We start from the raw sequence: 21,470 nt of genomic DNA on the forward strand, positions 1-21,470 counted from the left end.
GTAATGAGACTAAAAAAAGAGCACGGTAGAGCGGAAGAAAAAAGAATGTTGAGGGTTATAACTAAAATATTGAGCCCTGAATTAAGCTCAATTAAATCATGGGTTTAGAGGCTGGTTGGTACAATAAAATATTTTATAATAAATACATTTAACACAATAATTTAACAAACAGGCACCGAAACCTGACCAGTTGGTGGCATGTAACTTGCTGAATTAGAATAGAAAAAGCCTGGTATGTTGATTTTTAAAAGGTTTGTTACAAATCGATTATTTCGCATACTAAAACGAATGGTTACACTTGAAGAGTTGTTATCGAGCATGAATTCTAAACAGCTACAGTATTTTCTGGTCACCGTGCAAAAAGGAAGTATTGCCGCTGCTGCAAGAGAACTGGACATTGCCCAGCCTGCTATTAGTCAGCAGTTAGCTAATTTAGAGCGAGAGATGGGCAGTGCACTCTTCGAGCGCAGTTTCAAAGGCGTGAGTCTGACTGCCGCAGGGAAATTGTTCGAGAAGCACGCCAGAAAACTCATTGATGACATAAACAACGCCAAGATGGAGTTGCAGCAACTCGCCGCTGTACAGCAGGGTAAAGTACGGGTTGGTATGCTGCCGTCCATAGGTAATGTGTTGTCAATGTCGCTGATAGCGCAGGTAACACGTTGGTATCCGCAGTTAAAACTGGAGATCAGTACCGGCCCGTCGTACGCGGTAAAGGAGTGGTTGCAAAGCAATCAGGTTGATATCGCGCTGACTTACGAACAAGAAGTCGAGCCAAGGTTTATGACGGTATACCCACTGATTGAAGAATTCATGTATCTGGTGGTAGGCGTTAATGAGGCATCCGACAATTACACCTCGCTAAAAACCAGAGAGACGATTCACTTTTGGGAATTGAGTCAGTACGAATTACTTACGCCAGGTACCAAGGATGCGCTGGGGCGACTAATCGACAAGTACGAGCGTGAAACCGGCGTAGCATTAAAACACGATAAAGCCTATTCGGGTCAGCTAATGACCGGGCTTCGCCAGGTCATACAGGGCGAAGGGTTAATGATTCTGCCGTCTTCTGCGATGTATCATCTGGAGGACAGTAAGGTAGTTAAATCGCTGAAAATTACTCAGCCGGAAATGAAGCGACAGGTCATTGCCGCTACTAACAGTAACTTTGCGTTAACTGACGCGATTGTGAAGATGATTGCGATTATCCAGGAAGTGACGGCTACTGAGCAGCAGGCCGGTCACTGGCGGGGTAAATTTGTGGGCCAGCTCAAGCATGCTGATGTCCGCAGCTTTTCATCTTCAACCAGCGCACCAGGTAGCTTGGAAGCAACGCTGAGGGCTTACGATTAAGTCATGGCTTGCTTCCTGTAACAAGGAGGAAGCATTATGACGACGGGCCCTAATCCCCATGAAGTTGCGCCGATCCCGGCAGCCAAACAGGTCACCTTTCTGAAGAACATTATTACTTCACCCAATATAATGGTGGGAGAGTACACCTATGTTGACGATCCCGAGCTGGCGCGGGATTTCGAAAAAAACGTGCTCTACCATTTTGATTTTATAGGCGACAAGCTAATCATTGGAAAGTTTTGTGCCCTTGCCAATAAGGTCACCTTTATCATGAATGGTGCTAATCACCCGTTAAATGGGATGAGTACCTACCCGTTCTATATTTTCGGCAATGGCTGGGAAACGGCTGCACCTCAGCCGGGAGACCTGCCCTATAAAGGTGATACCCGGGTTGGAAATGATGTCTGGATTGGCTATGACGCGACTATTATGCCCGGTGTTACCATTGGAAACGGTGCAATCGTTGCGTCTAAATCAGTCGTCACAAAAGATGTGCCAGCCTACGCCGTGGTGGCAGGTAATCCTGCTAAGGTGTTAAAAATGCGCTTTGACGACGCAACGATAGCCAGGCTGGAAAGTCTGTGCTGGTGGGACTGGCCAATTGAAACTATCACTGAAGCGCTGCCAGCGATCACCAGCGGCAATATTGATGCGTTATCGGCCATCGGTAATTGATGGCCTCAAACCTTAGCTTGCCTTAAGCGCTGCGTTTCATTCGGGGCAAAATGTATCGCTGCTGGTACCACAGCAGTGGTGCAAACACGGTGAATAAGCCCAGCGCGTAAAGCATTTTGGTACCTAATCCGACCGCTATGGTAGCGCAGAATAAACAGCTCAGTACGACCAAAGGTCTGTGACGGGCCGACAGTAAACGCACAGCAGCCAGCATACTGGCAAGATAGATAAGCACGAATACGCCATTTACCCAGCCAATCAGATCCTCAAGGTCGTGTTTGCCATAGTGAGTGATGATAAGGGTGGCAGTCATTACGATCAAAATACACTGCAGTGCCCGTTGCGGTACCTGATGCCCATTGAGCGCCTGAAAATAACCGGGAAGCACATTGTCATTACTCAGGCTCCAGATCAGACGTGACAGGCTTGCAGTGTACACGTTTACGGTAGCCAGACCACCCGCAACACCAAGTGCGCCAATAATATAAGCGCCCCCTGCTGAGAATTGCTGATCAAACACGGTGACCATGCTCAGGGTGTCTGATACTGGTGTATCAATTAGCAGATACGTGCAGCCCAGATAAATTAACCCAACCAGTAGGGTACCGGTCATAATGGCCGGGACCAGATCGCGCTTGGGATTCTGAAAGTCATCGGCCAGATGCGAGATCGCTTCGATTCCCAGGAAACTCCAAAAGGCTATGCCCATGGCGCCTAACACCGGGGTGATAGCAAAGGTACTGGTCGATATCGAGATTTCAGGTGTTGACGCTGTCGACTGCCCTGCCACCATGGCGGTTACAACGAGCGTGATGACCAGAGTAAGCATGAGCTGCAATGTCGCAGAGAACTGTATACCGCGATAGTTGAGTAAAAATAGTAACCCGATGATGCTGAGCTGAACAGGTAATGCCCAGTTTGCAGACAGGCCAAATAAGGTTTCTATAAACCAGTAAGTCATTATGATTGCTGCGGGGGCGCCTATGGGCACCACAAACAAAAACAGTAGCCCGATCGTGCGGCCTGCCGATTTTCCGAATGCCTTTTCTACAAAGTATGCTGGTCCACCGGCGTGAGGGTAAGACGATGACAGTTTGGCAAACACCATAGCCACCGGCAAAATGGCAAGGGTGAGCAATATCCAGCTTAACATGGCCCAGTTGCCAGCTGTTTCTATGGTCATTTGTGGCAGGATAAATACACTGGTCCCCAACAAAGTGGTGGTGAGTAGGCCGGCTCCCTGCCAACGTCCGATTTTGTGTGCACTGTGCTGTGTCATGCTCTGAAAGGTCCTGAAAACGAAAAAATAATGTCTGCCTCTGACTAGTCAGTGAGTTCTTAACTAACTGAATCGTCTTTAATAAATTCAATATTCTCTTTGGGGGTAACCACGCTCACCTGAATAACCCGAGAAAAGTCTGTGCAAACGCCTGTTGCGTAATATACTGCGTTTTTCTATTTCAATATGGCTTAATTTACAGGCATTCAGTGGGTTGGTACCGTCACTTTGCCGGTAAACATGGCTTTTACCCGCAATATGCAGGAATAAATAACAATGGATAAATTCGATCACGCGATTATTGCGCAGTTGCGACAGAATGCGCGAGCCAGTGTGTCTGCGATAGCGGACGAGGTTGGTCTGTCGCGCTCTGCGGTGACGGAACGCATAAAAAAGCTGGAGTCGACCAATGTCATTCGCGGCTATCAGGTAATGTTATCTGAATCTCAGAAAGAAGGCGTTGCGGCGTATCTGGAAATTCAGCATAAACGAGCCCGCTGCACGGATGTTGTCCCGCATTTCAGGGCAATTCCTGAAGTGGTCTCGTGCTATGGCGTAACGGGGGAGTGTGATCTTATTGTGCTCATTCGCGCCGATACCATGCGACGTCTGCACGAAATCCGTGAGCATATTGATACCATCGACGACATCATCAAAATCAAAACCCATGTGGTACTCAACCAATGGCTGGGTTAAGACGGCAATGTCAGAAATTTTGACAACTGTATCGCTCTGCGAAAACGCAATTTTATTAAGTTATTAATAGATAACGCCATTTATATTCTGGTCCGGGTTATGCACGATTTTAACAAGGGGCTGCTGACCTTTGCTGTATTATTTTTGTTCTATGACGAACCCGAAGGGCAGCATAAATGACGCACGACTCGCTGCAAAAACCTACGGCAAAGGTCAGCAGCCCCTGGTAGCTAGCGCTACAAACCAACAGGCAAACAGAGAAGTAGAGGTATGTATGTCTAGTTTAACCCGACAGCTTCAAAAACAATTGGTGCGATACGTTCAGCGTAGCGCCAAGATTGACACCCCCTGTGATCCTGCTCATGTGCGTAATGAGCTAATCAGTAAAGGTGTGTGCCCAAGCTCGGTCACCGAGGGGCAAATGCGACAAATTCTGGAAGTCGCGGGTTTGATGTAATACACAATCGCAGGTTTAAATCTGCGAGAGGAAGGCAAATAAAAAGCGGCGCTATAATCAAGCGCCGCTTTTGTGTTTTGAATACGCTGAAGGTTATTTCAGGTCAAAACGGTCGTTTTGCATGACTTTGGTCCAGGCTGCTACGAAATCTTTCACGAATTTTTCGTTAGCATCACCGGCGGCATACACTTCAGCGATTGCACGCAGTTCTGTGTTTGAACCAAAGATCAGGTCAACGGGTGTTGCGGTCCACTTCACTTTACCCGTGCTGCGATCGCGACCTTCGTATACACCTTCTTTGTCAGTCTTGCTCCACACTGTGCCCATGTCCAGCAGGTTGGTGAAGAAGTCATTGCTCAGTGTTCCCGGCTTGTCAGTAAACACGCCGTGCTTCGCACCTTTGTAGTTTGCGTCCAGCGAACGTAAACCACCCAGCAGCGCAGTCATCTCTGGCACCGACAGGTTTAACAGGTCAGCGCGTTCTACCAACGCTTCAGCAGGAGACAAGTAGTTCTTCTCTGGTGCGTAGTAGTTGCGGAATGCATCAGCTACCGGTTCAAGATAAGCAAATGATTCGACATCGGTCATGTCCTGAGTAGCATCCATGCGACCTGGTACAAAAGGTACCGTGATGTCATGGCCAGCATCTTTTGCGGCTTTTTCAATCGCAGCGGCCCCCGCAAGAACAATGATGTCGGCAGTTGAAATACGCTTGTTACCTGACGCTTTACGGTTAAAGCTGTTCTTCACTTTTTCAAGTTTCAGCAGTACTTTGTCCAGCTCTTTCGGGTTGTTCACTTCCCAACCGTTTTGAGGGGCAAGGCGAACACGTGCACCATTCGCACCACCACGCATGTCAGTACCTCGGTAGCTGGCTGCTGACGCCCATGCTACGCGAACCAGTTCCTGAACACTTAATCCCGTATCCAGAATGTCTTTTTTCAGTTTTGCTACGTCACGGTCTGATACCAGCTCGTGGTTTACTTCTGGAATCGGATCCTGCCATACCAATACTTCTGCAGGTACTTCGTCACCCAGGTAACGAGCACGTGGCCCCAGATCACGGTGGTTTAGTTTGAACCAGGCTTTTGCGAAGGCCAGCTCAAACTCAGCCGGATCAGCGCGGAAGCGCTCTGCAATTTTACGGAATTCCGGGTCTTCTTTTATCGCGATATCGGTAGTGAACATAATTGGCTTGTGACGCTTAGTTGGATCGTGTGCGTCAGGTACCATGTTCGCCGCTGCGTCTGTATCCGGAACCCACTGAGTTGCACCAGCCGGGCTCTTCGTCTTCACCCAATTGAAGCTGAACAGGTTGTCCAGGTAGTTGGTTGTCCATTGGGTTGGCGTAACTGTCCACGCACCTTCCAGGCCGCTGGTAATGGTGTCTTCAGAATGGCCTTTACCACACTTGTTTTTCCAACCAAAGCCTTGGTCTTCCAGTTCGCCAGCTGCAGGCTCTGCACCAACACAATCTTTAGGACTTTTCGCGCCGTGTGCTTTACCAAAGGTGTGGCCACCTGCGATCAGCGCAACGATTTCTTCGTCATTCATTGCCATCCGGCCAAACGACATGCGAATGTCTTTTGCTGCCAGCAGTGGATCCGGGTTGCCATGTGGACCTTCCGGGTTAACATAGATCAAACCCATTTCAACCGCGGCCAATGGGCCTTTTAGTTTACCGAACTTGTCGCGACGCTCGTCAGTCAGCATTTTGCCTTCCGGGCCCCAGTACACATAATCCGGCTCCCAGTCGTCTTCACGACCACCGGCATAACCGAAGGTTTTGAAGCCCATGTCTTCCAGCGCAACGTTACCAGTTAACGCCATCAGGTCAGCCCAAGAAATCTTGCGGCCGTACTTTGATTTTACTGGCCATAGTAAGCGGCGAGCTTTGTCCAGGTTGGCGTTGTCCGGCCAGCTGTTCAGTGGATCAAAACGTTGTTGACCGCCACCTGCGCCACCGCGACCGTCGTGTACACGGTAAGTACCGGCTGCGTGCCAGGCCATACGAATGAAGAAAGGACCATAGTGACCATAATCAGCTGGCCACCAGTCTTGCGACTCAGTTAATACGGCGCGAATGTCTTCTTTAACTGCTTTAAGGTCTAAGGATTCAAACTCAGCGGCGTAGTCGAATTGCTCACCGTATGGATTTGACTCGATACCATGTGCGCGCAGCTGGCTGAGATCCAATTGATCAGGCCACCAGAATTTGTTGGTTTTTGGGGCGGTGTCGGCATGTGCCGGGGCAGTCATCACAACAGGCGACAATGCGATAGCAATTGCAGCTGCAAGTGACAGTGTTTTTTTCATTTTCATATGTCCTCTCCTCGTTCGAAATATGAACCAGTGTTGTAAACAAGAGTAGTTGTAAACAGGAATAATTGTTATTGAGGACAGTGAAATTTGATAATTAAAAAATCAGATTCAATTGATTGGAAAAATAAAATCACACAGTAAACGTATATGTAACAGTTTGTTATGTTTATTTTGTGGTTATTTTCTAGCTCTGTTTAACAAAAAGAAAACCGGCATTTAGCCGGTTTAGTAAGTGTTTCTTGCTCTTTTGTGAATACATTTTGTTTACATTTCGTTTACTTTTTAGTGGGTGAATTCAATAAACTCTCGAATGATTGATAGACACCGTTCGACCAGCCGAATCCCAGTTGAACTTCGTATTCACCGCCACCAACTGCGCTGTTGGGGGATTCCACATTGTACTTTTCCAGAATCACGCCGTGGGTTGAATAGTGGTTAGCAATAAGTGTGTTCCAACGCTGCATAATCTTATGTGCCAAATCGTCAAAGCCATACCGCATTAAGCCTTTAACGGCGAACCACTGCAGCGGGGCCCACCCATTCGGGGAGTCCCATTGCTGGCTGGTGGTCTGTAGTGTGGTAACCAGTCCACCCTCGCGCAGGAATTGCGTTTCCAATACCTCTGCAACACGTTGAGCTTGCTCTTGCGTGGCAATTCCCGCAAATAGTGGCATTACTCCCGCCAGCGACAAAACGTCAGACTGTTGCGCTGTGGGATAATGGTAATCCAGAAAATAGCCATGTTGCTCAGACCAAGCGTAATGCTGAATGGCTGCCACCCGGGTATTCGCCGCCTGACGGTACGTTTTAGCTTCTGAACCCGTTGCCCGTTCTGCCAGGGCTTCCTCGAGCAGATACAACAAACAGTTCAAATCAACGGGAATAATGTCGCAGGTGCGGATTGTGGATAGGTTCTGTGGATCTTTCAGCCAGCGAGAACTGAAATCCCAGCCAGATTCGCAGGCGGCGCGAATATGTTGAAAAAACGTGCCTTTCTGCTGCTCGGGCAGAGCAGCGGCAAGGTGACAGTCTTCCCGGTAACTTTCTGGTCGCGGCGTTTCACTGGTATCAAAATACCGGTTCAGTGTAACACCATCGTCTAACTGTACTGACCGCAACGACGCTGCACCCGACGAGTCTGTCTGTCGTTGCATCCAGAACTTATACTCGTGCTCTAAACCGGCTTGTAAAGCCGCTTGCAGACTAGCGTCATCTGTATCCACAAACCGTGACATTAGGGCAAGTACGGGCGGTTGACTTCGTGTGGCATAGTACAGGCGGTTGCCATTGGGGATACAACCCACCTGGGCTTGGATAGCCAGAAAATTCCTGATCAGATCATGTACCAGGTCAGTTTTATTACTGAGCGTTAACCCAAGCGCAGAGAAAAACGTATCCCAGTAATAAACCTCTCTGAAACGGCCTCCGGGCACAATATACGAGTGGGGTAAGGGCAACAGGCTGTAATCAGAACCCATGTCAGCCGGCTTCGTTAACACATCCCACATGCGCGTTATGTAGTCGCCAATCGTCAAAGGTTCATTGGTGTTAAACCGCACGTCCACCACTTCAGGAATGGAAAAATACCGATTCACAAACGTGACAAGAGAGAAGTCCGTTTGGTTACGCTCCTGTTCATAAGCTGACAGTATCGCGTTAAGCGGCTGATTGGGCGTAGCGTCAGCAAATGTTTTGCTGTCGGGAAAAATCCCTGCGCACTGAACGTCGATAAACAACTGGCTATCGAAAAACGCCAACACCTCTTGTGCGTGGCGGTTTGGGCTAGCGAGACGCGTCATGAAAAACCTCTAAACCTGAGAAAGACGAAGTGTTGCACGATGGAATCTGAACAACGAAAAAAGCAAACCTGCCAGTGGTACCAAAGCCAGATAAAACGCGACCTGGCCACTAAATGCGGCGAACACACTGCCGGTAATTATAGACCCTGTGGTGCCACCCAGGGCTGAAAATACAACAATAAGACCTGTCATGGGGGCATGCTGATGTTTAGGCAGGGCGCTTAGCATCACCGAATTAAGTACCGGATAGATTGGCGCCATCAGCAGGCCAATTAGTGGAAACAGGTAACCTGCTAACGGAATGTCCCAAAGACTGTTAACGCTGTTTTCTGCAACGGGTTGAGCCAACGGCAGGCTAACGCAAATTAACACCGCCATGGCGATCAGGCAGCCATTCAAAAATGGATACCAGTGTAGTTTGCGCAGCACGGCGCCAGCAGACAAACGCCCTACAGCCAACGCTATAGCAAAGACGCTGGTGAGCTGAATACTGATATCCACTGGTAACCCAATTACTTCACGGTTGAAAGTCGGTAACCAGGAGCCAATGCCTTGTTCAATCAGTACATAGAGAAACACTGAGATCACGAAAATCAGTACCAACGGCTGGTAAGTGAGTTTGAGCGTAGCGATGAAGTCCTGCCAGGCGTCGGTTTTTACTGGCGGGAGCGCAGGCTTTTCGATAGGGGCCAACCACACAATAAGGCCAACCACTGCACCAAGTGCGGCCAGGGGGTAGTAAACGTTCAGCCAGCTTAGCGCCCCTGGGTTATCCGGGTCGATAAACGCCGCAAATACCCAGTAGCCACTCAACACGCCCAGCATGAAAATACCTTCAACGACGTTCATGATAGATGAATGGCTGCGTGTATCCGGGGCAAGCTGCCCGATAATTGCGTAAACCGAGACTTTAACCAGAGCGAAACTGGTGCCCACACAGGCAAACAGCAGTTTTATCATCCAGAATTCGGGAACAGAAGGCACCGCAGCACAGGCTAGGGTTACCAGTAAAAGCCCGAAAAGCAGGGCCGCTTTGTAGCCCACCCGGGGTATAAAGGACGCAACAAGAAAGGAAACAAATGCGATCGACAGGTCTTTGAAACCTTCCAGCGTGCTGGCATCGGGTTTGGAAATATCAAAGCTGTTGATGGATTGCAGGATCACAGTGCCAACGCTGTTCAGCAGTATGGCAAACAAAAAGTAGCTCGCAGCTATGGCGGCAAACACAAGAAATCGCGGCATCTGTAAATACTCTGTTAACACATTTCGGCGAAGTCTAGCCTTAGCCGGGAATAAATGCAAACGTTTGCATTTATTCTTTAGTCACAGGTGAATGAGGTTGTAGACTGGTAAATTAACTGGACAGGCGCTTAACCAGATGCGTTTCAACTACTTGCGAAGAAACCGGTTGCTGATTCACCTGGCAAAGTAACTGTTCTACCATTAATTGAGCGGCCATGGTTACGTTCTGGTGCACGGTTGTGAGAGCAGGGTGCATCAGTTCAGCCAGCATAATATCGTCGTAGCCAATAATTCTGACATCGCCGGGGATCCCCACATAGCGTTCTTTTAACGCCTTAATCGCGCCGAATGCCACCATGTCACTTACGCAAATCAGGCCGTCGAAATACAAACCCTGTTGTTTGATAGCGTCGTTAATACACTCGTAAGCTGCGGTAGAGGTAATATCGATGGGTTTGGTGTAATCCGCTGACACAGTGAGTCCCGCATCGCGATGGGCATCTTCATAGCCTTTATGGCGCTGTTCCATCTCGGCATGGCCCGGATCGCCCAAAAACAGGATGCGTTTGCTGCCGCTTTCAATCAGGTGCTTGGTAGCCATGTAGCCGCCGGCATAATTGTCGCCGCCAATAATGGGGTAGTCGGCCTTGGTGTGTGGCTCACCCCACACCACAATTGGCACTCGGGCGGCCGCGGCTTTATCGATTTTTTCGGTACTTTTGCCCTGACCCACCACAATAATACCGTCAGCGCGCTGACTGGAGACAAAGTAACTGGCCCAGTCGTCGCTGGCCATAAACGAATTCGACAGCAGCATTTCATAGCCCGCGGCGTTCAACGCTTTATTTAATTCGGCCACAATTTTCAGTAAGAAGGGATCGGACACACTCTGTTCAGTGTGATCAATTAAGTTCAGAATAACCGCGATGACGTGTGTTTTTTGCGTGCGTAGCCGACTCGCTGCGGCATTAACACTAAAATTATGTTCTCGCGCTAACGCCTGGATCCGCGTACGCGTTTCTTCTTTGATTAACGGATTGTCCTTTAACGCACGAGATGCGGTAGACGTTGACACACCTGCAAGTTCAGCTAATTTCGCCAGCGTTAATTTACTTTCTGCTTTCAATGGCATGAATACTCAAAATACCCTTTTGATAACTATAACGTGAATTTCCCCGCTTGGCACTACCAGCGGTAACGGGTGCTGCTGTGAGGGGGAATTTATGCTGTGTTTACAGAAGCATGGGCTATTGGTTAGCACCTGCCGCAGTATAGAGTCGTTTACAATTAAATTGCAAACGATTGCATTTTGTTATTGCAATCGTTTGCATTGTGATCTAATTTGTCCTCCATACCGCAGTTTGTGACAAAAAATTAACCAAATAATTGTTAGCGGTTAACAACTAATTTTGACTATCGTTCAGGAGCACACCATGAAAACAGGTTTTTCAAAATGCGTGTTAGCCAGCGCTGTCGCCCTTGCATTTGCAGGTCAGTCAGCGGTTGCACAAGAAGCAAATAACACACCGTCTGCCGGCGACGACACCGAAATCATCGTCGTCAGTGGTACACCGGGCGGCGCCGGGATCAGAAAAATCGATGCCAGCTTTGCTGTTACCAACATCGATGCCAGTGACATCGAAAAACTGGCCCCAAAATCCACCGCAGACCTGTTCAAAGCCATTCCGGGTGTCTGGGTAGAAAGTTCAGGCGGTGAGTCTGGTGCGAACGTTTTCGTTCGTGGTTTCCCGGGCGGTGGTGATGCCCCTTTCTTAACGCTGTCGCTGCAAGGGTCACCTGTCTATCCTGCGCCGACATTGTCATTCCTGGAAAACACGCAAATATTCCGCATTGACGAAACCATCGAAATGGTTGAAGGCCTGCGCGGTGGTCCAAACCCGGTTGTTAGCAACGGTCAGCCTGGTCTAACGACTAACTTCCGTCTGAAACGCGGCGGCGAAAGCACCGAAGCACTGGCTAAGTACACGGTATCTGACTACGGTCTGAACCGCGTTGACCTGGTGTTAAGCGGCGCGTTAGACGATGACCTGTACTACATGATTGGCGGTTACCTGAAGAGTTCTCCGGGTATTCGGGACGCGGGTTTCCGTTCGGAGCAGGGGAATCAGTTTACGATCAACCTGACCAAGGTGTTCGACAACGGTGAGCTAAATCTGTACACACGTCAGACCGATGATCGTGGTACCTGGTATCTGCCTACGCCGCTGAATGTGGCGGGTATTGACGCCGGTTACACGCAAATTGGTCCGTTGAATCGTCAGGCAACCATTACCTATGGTGCTGACAACACGCAGGAATCGTTCGATTTCGCTAACGGCCGTGGTTGGGACGGTCACGTTAGCGGCGGTAGCCTTAAGCTTGATTTGGCAGATGGCTGGCGTTTAGTTGACCGCTTCTCGATTACAGACGGCAATGCCAATACGTTTGGTCTGGTACCGAATGGTTCAGCAACAACAGTAGGCGAAGTGACAGATGCGGCGGTAACTGGCGCTGTAACGGGTGAGACTTACGGCAGCAATACGCCAATTCAGCAAATCGGCCGTTGGGTAGTATTGAAAGACATCTTTGCATTCACCAACGATGTTGCTGTTTCCAAGAGCTTCGACAATGTTGATACAGCGTTTGGTTTATATACTGCAACAACTGAAGCCAAAGACTGGTGGAGTCTGGGTAACCACGCATACCACGTATTGCAGCCAGGCGGTGAAATGCTTGCTGGCATCGAATGTAATACATCAGATGAAGGGTGTGGCTGGAACTACGACATCAACTCTGCTGGCGATGCGCAAACTACCGCTTTCTACGGTACCTTGTCTTACTACGGCATTGAAGATCTGATCATCGACGCGGGTATTCGTCGCGAGCAGCATGAAGTGAATTACTCTGTCGACGAAGGTCTGGATGGCGTTGTTACCAAGGCGGTGACTTACGATCAAAGCAAAACGTCCTGGACGTTCGGTGCCAACTACGCGCTGGATGATTTCAGTGGTGTGTTCGTACGCATGAACCGCGGCTACAAAATGCCTTACTTTGATGATTTCCGCGACAACTGGGGCGCTTACACTGGTGGCGAGCAGTTAATTAAGGAAGTGACTCAGGGCGAAGTGGGCTACAAGTACATGAACGATGAGTTGCAGTTCTTTGCAACCTTGTTTGCAAACCGCGTCAAAGGCGACACCTTTGTGCGTCAGCCCGGCGCGCCTGCAGAAATCCTCACCAACGAAGCGATGGGTGTGGAGCTGGATGGTAACTACGACCACGACTCGGGTTTCAGCCTGAACCTGAATGCGACGGTGCAGAATACCGAAATTACTGCCAGCGCCGCCAATGAAGGTAATGAAGCACAGCGTCAGCCTGGCTGGCAGGTGCGCATGACACCGTCTTATGAGTTTGAAGTGGGTGAAATGTACGCCAATGTGTATGCCACACTGACCGCTGTTGATGATCGCTTCGGCAACAACGAGAACACCGTTGTTCTGCCTGGCTACGAAAAAGTCGACTTTGGTGTCATGGTTGAACCGACAGATAGATTAAAACTACAACTAGCGGTAGATAACCTAACGGACGAGCAAGGTATTACGGAAGGTGACCCACGTAATGCAGACGCACCCAACGGCCGTTACATTCTGCCACGCAGTGTGAAGTTCAGCATTTCATACGCGCTATACTAAGCTGACATCTGTTTCCAATGAGACGTTTGTAGCCCGGGTTCGCCCGGGCTTTTTTGTTTATGTGCTATGCATGACCAATGCGAATCGGTATAACTTCATGATATGCTTGAGAGATTAAACTCGTCTTAACCACTTTCACAAGCGATTATGGGCACACTGCAACGCCATCTGATCAACCTGGATATGTTACTGGCCGACCTGGAAATGTTGGACGCCAGTGAATACGGGCAGGCGTCTCATGCGAAACTGCTGCGCGATATACAAAAAGTATTGCAAGCCATCGATGAAGTGGCATCAGGAGAAACTGTCGCATCGTTTCAAAAAGCAGTCGCCACCACAGGATTGGCTAAAGCGATGGAAGACAAGCGGATGCCGGGTATCTACAACCGGCTGATAGGCTATGTGTTACAGCACTGGGAAACGAGTCGGAAAATTGATGCGATCCTCGCCGATCAGTTTGATGAAAATGCCGATAAACGGCTTGATTTGTTGCAGGTAAAAAACATCAAGGCTAAGTCGCAGTTTAAAACGGTGGCAGGTGCCATGGGAAAACGCGACTACGAATTGTTTGTGCAGAATATGGGATTGAATCATCCCGATTGGACCTGGCAGGCTTAATACTGCTTGCCCCCGGGTAAGGGTATACCCGGGGACAAATCACGCTAAGTTTAGAAGCGGTATTCAACACCCAGACTGGCTTGCTTCAGATCCGTTTCAAAATTGGTATCTTCCAGGTCATCAGCGACCTGATCAGCATCCAGCTCTGTGTCATACACCACATATTCGGCATTGATTAAAAACTGTGGCGTAACCGCGAAACTTAAACCGGCACCGACAAACACACTCTCATCGTCTTCTGTCGTAGTTGCGCCGGCTAACCGATAATCGGTTTCAGACCACAATTGACCCAGCTTAGCGTAAGCTGATAGCCCACCAACAATAGGGACGATTCCTTTCAGCGCCGCGGTGTAACCATCCGTTGATGCACCTGCTACATTATTGCCGTAGTCACCAAAGTCGATGTACGACCCTTCCAGTGCAATGTAGGAATTGAATTTGTAGCCCAATACGCCTTGCCATACATCCTTGTCGTCATCAAACTCGTCTTCGCCTTCAACGCGCAGGTAACCATAGTTACCACCTACATAAATGCCGGATTCATTCAGGTTTTCGTCAGGCGATTGTGCGTAAGTATTAAAAGCCGTTACAGCGGTTAACGCGGTTAGTGTAGTGATCAGTTTTTTCATAACACGATTCCTCTTGTTAATGATTGGCCCCCGGAGAAAAAAGGAAGCCGGAATAGCACGTTTGGTTACAAGAGGTATTTCAAGTCGTGTGCCAATCATTATCTGCCTGATTGGAGGGTAAAAACGGGAATATTTTTCATGGTTGTTGTTTTTTTGCGCGCAATTTTGACAAAAAAGGCGATCTGTAGCCATTCTGCAACGTGTTGAATTTTCATATGATTTATAAAAATTACCGAAGCTGGTTAACAATGTCGCTGGTGGTATCATCCAAATGCTCGCTGCAGCAGTAACAATCGTTAAAAAGGAAACAAGATGCCAGAAGGTCCGGAAATACGCAGAAGCCGCGATAAGCTTGCGCAGGTGTTAATCGACGCACCAGTAACCCACGTTGATGCAGGGCACTCTGCCATTCAATCACATCGCCAGGCATTTACCGGCAGCACGGTTATAAACGTAGAGAGCCGGGGCAAAGCCATGTTGATTCATTTTGATATTGGTTTGTCGGTGTATTCTCATAATCAGCTTTATGGCCTGTGGTATGTCAGGAAGAACGGCGAATACCCGAACACTAATCGCCAGCTTCGATTTGGCCTGCACACCGCCAAAGGCGCAGCACTGTTGTACAGCGCTTCAGACATCAGTGTGTGGCCGACAGCCGAAATCCAATCACATCCCTTTTTGGTTAAACTCGGACCCGACGTGCTGAATGATTGCCCTTCTGTGGAAGAGATTACCGAACGGTTGATGATGACGCGCTTTCAAGGACGAAAGCTGGCCAGTTTGTATCTTGATCAGGCATTTCTGGCGGGAATTGGCAATTACCTTCGCAGTGAAATCCTGTTTTTCGCCGGCGTGCATCCGGATTTGCGGCCTAAGGATTTGACGGCAGAACAGCTTAAGGCATTGGCTTGCGTATCAATTGAGGTTACTCAACGCGCCTATAAAACGGCGGGATACACCGTCCCAGATGCGTTCTTCCGGTATGCCAAAAATCACAAGCTGCCCTATGAGGCCAGCCGCTTTATGGCATTTAATCGTGATACCCAGCCGTGCCGGGTGTGTGAGACGCCCATTGTCAGAATGGAGCGTGGCAATCGGCGCATTTATGTTTGTAAGCAGTGCCAGCCGGGCGGGTGAACGACCGGCCTTTGAGAGCAATTAAAAATTGTAGCGTGCAAATAACGTGTAGGCGCTGGAATCTGAGTATTTTACGTATTCCACGCCGACGGCCAGATCACTGAAGTTGTACATACTGCCTAATCGATAGGCTTTCTGATCGGAGCCTTTTTTCCATAGCTGCCATTCCAGCCCAGCGTAAACTTCAATGTCTTCGGTTAGCATGTGACGAGCATGAGAAGACACGCTGTAGTGGCTGGCCGAGTCGTTAAATTTACCTTCAGGCTCGGTATAATCAAACGCAATATCGCCGTAATTTACACGTACATCAAACACCGTATCCTTGCCGTAGGGCATTTGATAACCAATACCTACCTGCCAGTTGGTTTCTTCCAATTTGTATGCCGATAGGGTGTCGTCGACCATTCGAAATCGACCTGTTGTAAAAAGTGCTTCTGTGAGTTCTGCACTGGCCCGCACCTCAAAGCCGATTAAATCAAACGGCTGCAGGTCGGCATAGTCTGCATTCACATAGCCAGCCTGAACAAAGTGGTAAGACGGCGTGTCTGCCATCGCCGATGCCGACAATAGGCTGCCTAGGATCAAACCCATGTAGTGTTTCATGTTAATTCCTTATTTAGTCTAAGTTCGGAATAACATAAGCTCCCATTGGTAAAATGGAGGTGAAACCTGCCACCTGTTCTTTAGACAGATAAGTATTTCTATTTGAGAAACGGGTCTAGCTGTCAGTTGCGCTGGCCATGCGAATAAAGTCCTCAACATAGGGAATGTGTGTATCGACTTCCCGCACACCGACATAAATGTGCTTGTGAATGCCAGTTTTACCAATAGCCAGACTGGTAATTGGCAGGCGGCTGGCATACTCATCAACCAACCATCCCGGTAAGGCACAGACACAGCGGCCCGCTGCCACCATTTGCAGCATGATTTCAGTGGTTTCAATAGTTTTATGTTGTTTTACTGTACAGCCAGCCGGTGTCAGGAACTGACTGAATATGTCCAGACGCTGAGGCTCAACGGGGTAGGTGATCAATACTTCGTTTTGCAGTTGCTCAGGACTAACATAGGTGTGTTGTGCCAAAGGGTGAGAACTGGCTACTACCAATCTGTGTTCGTAGCTAAACACCGGTGTAAAAGTCACACCGGGTTTAAACAGCGGGTCGGGGGTGACCAGCATATCGATGTCATATTCAAACAACGCCGCCATACCGCCAAATTGAAACGCCTGCTTTACATCTATATCCACATCCGGCCATTCATCTAAAAATGGCGATACGACCTTTAACAGCCACTGGTAGCAGGGGTGACACTCCATTCCGATGCGCAACATGCCGCGTTCGCCCTGGGCAATCTGCGACACCAACAATTCCGTGTGTTCAAATTGTGGCAATACGCGTTTGGCCAGTTTTAGCACCTCAGTGCCAGCTCGGGTTAGCCGCAGCCGCCGACCTTCTTTTTCCCAAAGCGGCGTATTCATTTGTTGTTCGAGTTTTTTAATACTGTGGCTCAGTGCGGATTGACTCAGGTGCAACGCGTCGGCTGCCTGTGTGAGGGTACCGTGTTTGTCGATGGCGTGGAGAATCGCCAGGTGAATGCGCTCTAACATGTATGATGAATTTTATGCATGAAATAATGCTTAATGTACCAATACTGTTCATAGATGTAACCTCCCTTTTTGCATCGATATGTTGTTTGCCTCTTCAACCTGCAAGGTGAATAGGGTAAGGTCGAAGATCACTAATTGAACAATTAAAAATAACAATTACTGTCCCACGCTATGCTGTTTAACTCGTTCGAATTTATTTTTGCGTTTTTACCCGTGGTAGTACTGCTGGTTTGGGCGTTTGGTCGCTTCGCGTCTTTTCAGGCCGTGGTCGCTGTACTGGTCGCGGCCTCACTGTTTTTTTATGGCTGGTGGAATCCGGTTTATTTGCTGATCATCGTGTTGTCGATGGTGATCAACTACCAGTTAGGTAAACGGCTCAGCAAGCGGAAAGAAAAACCCTTGCTGTATGCTGGTGTATTACTAAATCTCTTTTCATTGGGTTATTTCAAGTACACCGATTTTGTATTAGACAACGTAAATCTGCTGCTAGAATCACCCATCCCTTTGCCTAATGTGGTGTTGCCGCTGGCGATTTCCTTTTTTACTTTCCAGCAAGTCGCCTATCTAGTTGATTCATTCCGCGGTGAAACCGTCGAGAAACACCCGCTTGATTATGCTTTGTTTGTGACGTTTTTCCCCCAGCTCATCGCCGGACCAATCGTGCATCACAAGGAGATGCTACCGCAGTTTGCCAAAGGGCATGCATCGATTACTGCTAAGAACATGGGCATTGGCCTGTCTATTTTTGCCATGGGTTTGTTTAAAAAAGCGGTAATCGCCGATGGCATCGCGGGCTACGCCAACACTGCATTTGTTACTGTGGATACCGGCGGAACGCTGGACTTTTTTGCCGCTTGGGGCGGCGCATTAGCTTATACATTCCAGCTGTATTTCGACTTTTCCGGGTATTCCGATATGGCCATTGGCCTGGCCCGCATGTTTGGCATCGTGCTTCCGCTCAATTTTTATTCGCCCTATAAAGCGGTGAATATCTCTGAATTTTGGCGACGCTGGCATATGACATTGTCACGTTTTCTGCGTGACTATCTGTATATCGCGCTAGGAGGAAACCGCAACGGTAACTTTAATCGTTATCGAAACTTATTTCTGACTATGGTGCTCGGTGGTATCTGGCACGGGGCCGGATGGAACTTCCTGATTTGGGGAGTGCTTCATGGTAGCTATCTGATGGTGTTTCACGGGTGGCGTAATCTCTGCCCGACACTGCATGCTTCAAAGCACATTGCAGCAATGGGCCTCGGCTGGGTGGTTACCTTTCTGGCTGCCGTGGTGAGCTGGGTGTTTTTCCGCGCCACCACGTTTGATGGCGCGGTGACAATGCTTAAAGGGATGGTTGGGCAATACGGAATAAGCATTCCGCAAGGGATTTGGTCGAGGTTGGGTTCCTCGATAACATCAGTACTTGATGGTGTCGGTATGACTGCGTCCTCAGCCAGCAGCAGCGCATTTGTGTCGGTGTGGATTTGGAATGTTTGTCTGTTAGTGGCAGTGCTTGTGCTGCCAAACACGCAGGATATGTTCAGTCGCAGTAACGGCTCACTCAGTAATTTGTCGTTTAGCAAACACGATGCATTCTGGCCCGGGCACAAATGGGTGTCGAGATTTACCTGGCAAACCTCAACAGCTTGGGCATTGTGGATGGCGCTGTTATTTGTGGCTGGAGTAATGACTTTGTCGCAAGTCAGTGAATTTTTATATTTTCAGTTTTAATTATGCATTATTTACGGAAGCTATTGGTTTTTATTGTGGGGCTGTTTGTGCTCGCTGGTGCAGTGAACGCATTCATCGATCCGTATGGATTCTACTGGTCGCCAACAATCGAAGGATTTAACGCCAGGAAAACGCAGGCCGACGAGCGGGTTCGCGAGGTTACGCCATTCCGTGCGCTGGACTTACAGCCTGATACGTTATTAATTGGGAGTTCACGTGTGCAACTTGGTTTTGCTGCCGAATCTGAGGTATTTGGTGAGCGTAAAGTATTTAACCTTGCGCTTCCTGGTTCTGGCCTAACCGAAAACCTTAAATATGCGCTGTGGCACATTCGGCAAAATCCCAATGTGCGTACCCTGATCATTGGCGTCGATTACCGGTATTTCCTCAATAACTATGGCAACGATCCTGGGCCCTGGACAGCGCAGGAATTAATGGACAAATACAACAAAGCGCCTGAAACCGCCTTAGAAAAAGTCCAACGTATTTATCCTGCGTTGTTTTCACTGGATACGCTGCAGGATTCACTGAGTACAGTGCTTCAGCAGGGAGGGCTCTATAATCACATTACGCCTCTGGGTAGTAATACCGGTGATTACTATCTGGCAACCATAAAAGCAGAAGGTAAACAACGTTTCTTTAAGCACCAGCAAAGTGGTGTACAACAGCGTTTTGAGCGAGAGCAGTACAGCTATAGCGGTGAACATGGCTTGTTTGGTATTGGCATGTACAAGACGTTTATCGATGAACTGGTGACCAGGCATCCACAGATCACGCTATACACGTTTATTAATCCCTATCATCAGTCTTACTGGCAGGTTATTAAGCAAACGGGTCATTGGCCTGATTATTTGCAATGGAAGCGTGACTTAGCCGGCTTAGCCGATACCTATCCGCAATTCCCTTTTTACGATTTTAGTTTGCCATCGCCAGAAACGCTTGAAGATCCTGACTATGCGCAAAACCACAAGCCAATGAAATGGTTCTGGGAGCCTGCCCACTACCGTCCCGCCATGGGCGATCGTATTATTGAAGCCATGTTCGAGTCAGAACAGGAAAATGCCGACTGGCCGATACGCTTAACCAGCCAAACGATCGATAGGGCTATTGCGCTAAGTAAAGCGGGATTGGGTGCTAAACCTACGGGTTTGGATTAACTGCAAACAGTTGCTGCCTATTCAGGTAGGTAGCACGCGGAGCCCAATGGCTCCGTCGCTGAATGTGTTTTTCAGGATGCAGCAGCTTGCGCCGTTTTAACCCGGTTGATATCGGTGATTGGCGGTGCGCCGAATAAGCGGCTGTACTCGCGGCTGAACTGCGACGGGCTTTCATAGCCCACTTTATAGCCCGCTGCGGCGGCTTCAATGCCTTCATGTAACATTAATCGACGAGCTTCGTTCAGACGTATGTGTTTCTGGTATTGCAGCGGTGACATACTGGTTACGGCTTTGAAAGTGCTGTAAAGCGAGGATTCACTCATGTGAACGGCGCTGGCCAGAGATTTTACTTTTAACGGCGAATCGAAGTTGTCGCGAATGATCTCAATGGCCTTACTGATACGATTAGCGTTGGTATCGTAGAGTAAAAACTGACGCAATTGATTACCGGCCGGGCCTTTCAGAACACGGTACATCAACTCGCGTTTTAGCATAGGCAGCATGATCGGGATATCTGCCGGCGACTCGTGCAACGACAAAATACGTTTGAAGGTAGACAGCATTTCAACATCAGCATTAATAACCTTAATACTGCATTCTTTGCCACACGTAGGCGTGCCCACATCTGCCATATCAATTAATAGTTCCGATAGCTCCCGAAGGTCCAGCGCAATACTGATCCCGACGTAAGGCTCACTGTCGCAGGCCTGCACGATTTCACCAATCACCGGCATCATAATGGGGACCATCAGATAGTCTAAGGCGTTGTAGTGGAATACGTTCTCACCGACGTAGAGCTTTTTACTGCCTTGTAGCAACAGGCATAGCATCGGCTCATATATCGCCGGGGCGGTACAGGTTTTCGAATTACTACGCAAAGTACGTAGTCCAGGCACGCGCGTATCCATCAGGCCATTCTCCTGACTTACCCGGGCGGTCATATCGATTAGCTCTTGTTGATATATCTGGGCTTGAGTATGCATGAATTCTCCAGGCGGATGATGAGCGACAGTTTGCTAAGTATAGAGTGTAATAATTATCCAGCCAATTTGTAGAATCAGGCATTGTAGGATTAGG

General features: G+C 48.7%; 18 protein-coding genes. 9 read left to right on the forward strand and 9 right to left on the reverse strand.

Annotated features, from left to right (window positions below):
• Positions 1-318 precede the first annotated feature (318 nt).
• Both AC4MRN_RS00550 and AC4MRN_RS00555 read left to right on the forward strand, forming a co-directional pair.
• Positions 319-1,353 (forward strand): LysR family transcriptional regulator, encoded by a 1,035-nt coding sequence (locus tag AC4MRN_RS00550; RefSeq protein WP_491202192.1) that lies wholly within the window; start codon positions 319-321, stop codon positions 1,351-1,353.
• Positions 1,354-1,389: 36 nt separating this feature from the next.
• Entirely contained in the window at positions 1,390-2,028 is a 639-nt protein-coding gene (locus tag AC4MRN_RS00555) for a Vat family streptogramin A O-acetyltransferase (protein WP_491202193.1), read from the forward strand.
• A 22-nt stretch (positions 2,029-2,050) separates the two neighbouring features.
• On the opposite strand, the gene yjeH is transcribed toward AC4MRN_RS00555, so the two are convergent.
• On the reverse strand, positions 2,051-3,307 hold the full coding sequence (yjeH, locus tag AC4MRN_RS00560) for an L-methionine/branched-chain amino acid transporter (RefSeq protein ID WP_490403464.1): 1,257 nt from the start codon (positions 3,305-3,307) through the stop codon (positions 2,051-2,053).
• 276 nt (positions 3,308-3,583) lie between these two features.
• Here yjeH and AC4MRN_RS00565 point away from each other — a divergent pair, with 276 nt between their 5' ends.
• Both AC4MRN_RS00565 and AC4MRN_RS00570 read left to right on the forward strand, forming a co-directional pair.
• On the forward strand, positions 3,584-4,003 hold the full coding sequence (locus tag AC4MRN_RS00565; protein ID WP_490403463.1) for an Lrp/AsnC family transcriptional regulator: 420 nt from the start codon (positions 3,584-3,586) through the stop codon (positions 4,001-4,003).
• A 274-nt stretch (positions 4,004-4,277) separates the two neighbouring features.
• A complete protein-coding gene (locus tag AC4MRN_RS00570) occupies positions 4,278-4,460 on the forward strand; it encodes a hypothetical protein (RefSeq protein WP_491055049.1) in 183 nt (60 codons plus the stop codon).
• Between the two features lie 93 nt (positions 4,461-4,553).
• Here the strand turns inward: AC4MRN_RS00570 and katG are convergent, their stop codons facing one another.
• The 4 genes from katG to AC4MRN_RS00590 form a co-directional block, all read right to left on the reverse strand.
• Complete coding sequence (gene katG / locus AC4MRN_RS00575; RefSeq protein ID WP_073323947.1) at positions 4,554-6,776, reverse strand: catalase/peroxidase HPI; 2,223 nt, start codon at positions 6,774-6,776, stop codon at positions 4,554-4,556.
• 281 nt (positions 6,777-7,057) lie between these two features.
• Complete coding sequence (locus tag AC4MRN_RS00580; RefSeq protein WP_491202194.1) at positions 7,058-8,581, reverse strand: trehalase family glycosidase; 1,524 nt, start codon at positions 8,579-8,581, stop codon at positions 7,058-7,060.
• A gap of 9 nt (positions 8,582-8,590) precedes the next feature.
• Positions 8,591-9,823 (reverse strand): MFS transporter, encoded by a 1,233-nt coding sequence (locus AC4MRN_RS00585; protein WP_370241450.1) that lies wholly within the window; start codon positions 9,821-9,823, stop codon positions 8,591-8,593.
• Between the two features lie 112 nt (positions 9,824-9,935).
• Positions 9,936-10,955 carry a LacI family DNA-binding transcriptional regulator gene (locus tag AC4MRN_RS00590; RefSeq protein WP_073323814.1) on the reverse strand — a complete coding sequence of 340 codons (1,020 nt, stop codon included), beginning with the start codon at positions 10,953-10,955 and terminating at the stop codon, positions 9,936-9,938.
• A 301-nt stretch (positions 10,956-11,256) separates the two neighbouring features.
• On the opposite strand from AC4MRN_RS00590, the gene AC4MRN_RS00595 reads away from it, so the two are divergent.
• Positions 11,257-13,515, forward strand: coding sequence for a TonB-dependent receptor (locus tag AC4MRN_RS00595; RefSeq protein ID WP_490403748.1), 2,259 nt, complete (start codon positions 11,257-11,259; stop codon positions 13,513-13,515).
• Between the two features lie 147 nt (positions 13,516-13,662).
• Positions 13,663-14,133, forward strand: a complete 471-nt coding sequence (locus AC4MRN_RS00600) for a hypothetical protein (RefSeq protein ID WP_073323810.1) — start codon at positions 13,663-13,665, stop codon at positions 14,131-14,133.
• 50 nt (positions 14,134-14,183) lie between these two features.
• Here the strand turns inward: AC4MRN_RS00600 and AC4MRN_RS00605 are convergent, their stop codons facing one another.
• A complete protein-coding gene (locus tag AC4MRN_RS00605) occupies positions 14,184-14,762 on the reverse strand; it encodes a porin family protein (RefSeq protein ID WP_073323808.1) in 579 nt (192 codons plus the stop codon).
• A gap of 312 nt (positions 14,763-15,074) precedes the next feature.
• Here AC4MRN_RS00605 and nei point away from each other — a divergent pair, with 312 nt between their 5' ends.
• The gene (gene nei / locus AC4MRN_RS00610) at positions 15,075-15,899 is read left to right on the forward strand and encodes an endonuclease VIII (RefSeq protein ID WP_073323806.1); all 825 of its coding nucleotides are present in this window, start codon (positions 15,075-15,077) and stop codon (positions 15,897-15,899) included.
• A gap of 21 nt (positions 15,900-15,920) precedes the next feature.
• Here the strand turns inward: nei and AC4MRN_RS00615 are convergent, their stop codons facing one another.
• A complete protein-coding gene (locus tag AC4MRN_RS00615) occupies positions 15,921-16,502 on the reverse strand; it encodes an outer membrane beta-barrel protein (protein WP_491202195.1) in 582 nt (193 codons plus the stop codon).
• A gap of 115 nt (positions 16,503-16,617) precedes the next feature.
• The gene (locus tag AC4MRN_RS00620) at positions 16,618-17,505 is read right to left on the reverse strand and encodes a LysR family transcriptional regulator (RefSeq protein WP_073323802.1); all 888 of its coding nucleotides are present in this window, start codon (positions 17,503-17,505) and stop codon (positions 16,618-16,620) included.
• Between the two features lie 171 nt (positions 17,506-17,676).
• On the opposite strand from AC4MRN_RS00620, the gene AC4MRN_RS00625 reads away from it, so the two are divergent.
• Positions 17,677-19,236: an MBOAT family O-acyltransferase gene (locus AC4MRN_RS00625; RefSeq protein ID WP_491202196.1), complete on the forward strand. Its 1,560-nt coding sequence runs from the start codon at positions 17,677-17,679 to the stop codon at positions 19,234-19,236.
• Between the two features lie 23 nt (positions 19,237-19,259).
• A complete protein-coding gene (locus AC4MRN_RS00630; protein WP_073323798.1) occupies positions 19,260-20,393 on the forward strand; it encodes a hypothetical protein in 1,134 nt (377 codons plus the stop codon).
• Positions 20,394-20,464: 71 nt separating this feature from the next.
• On the opposite strand, the gene AC4MRN_RS00635 is transcribed toward AC4MRN_RS00630, so the two are convergent.
• Positions 20,465-21,376, reverse strand: coding sequence for an AraC family transcriptional regulator (locus AC4MRN_RS00635; protein WP_084526558.1), 912 nt, complete (start codon positions 21,374-21,376; stop codon positions 20,465-20,467).
• Between the last annotated feature and the right edge of the window lie 94 nt (positions 21,377-21,470).

The sequence above is a fragment of the Marisediminitalea sp. genome (genome assembly GCF_984433645.1).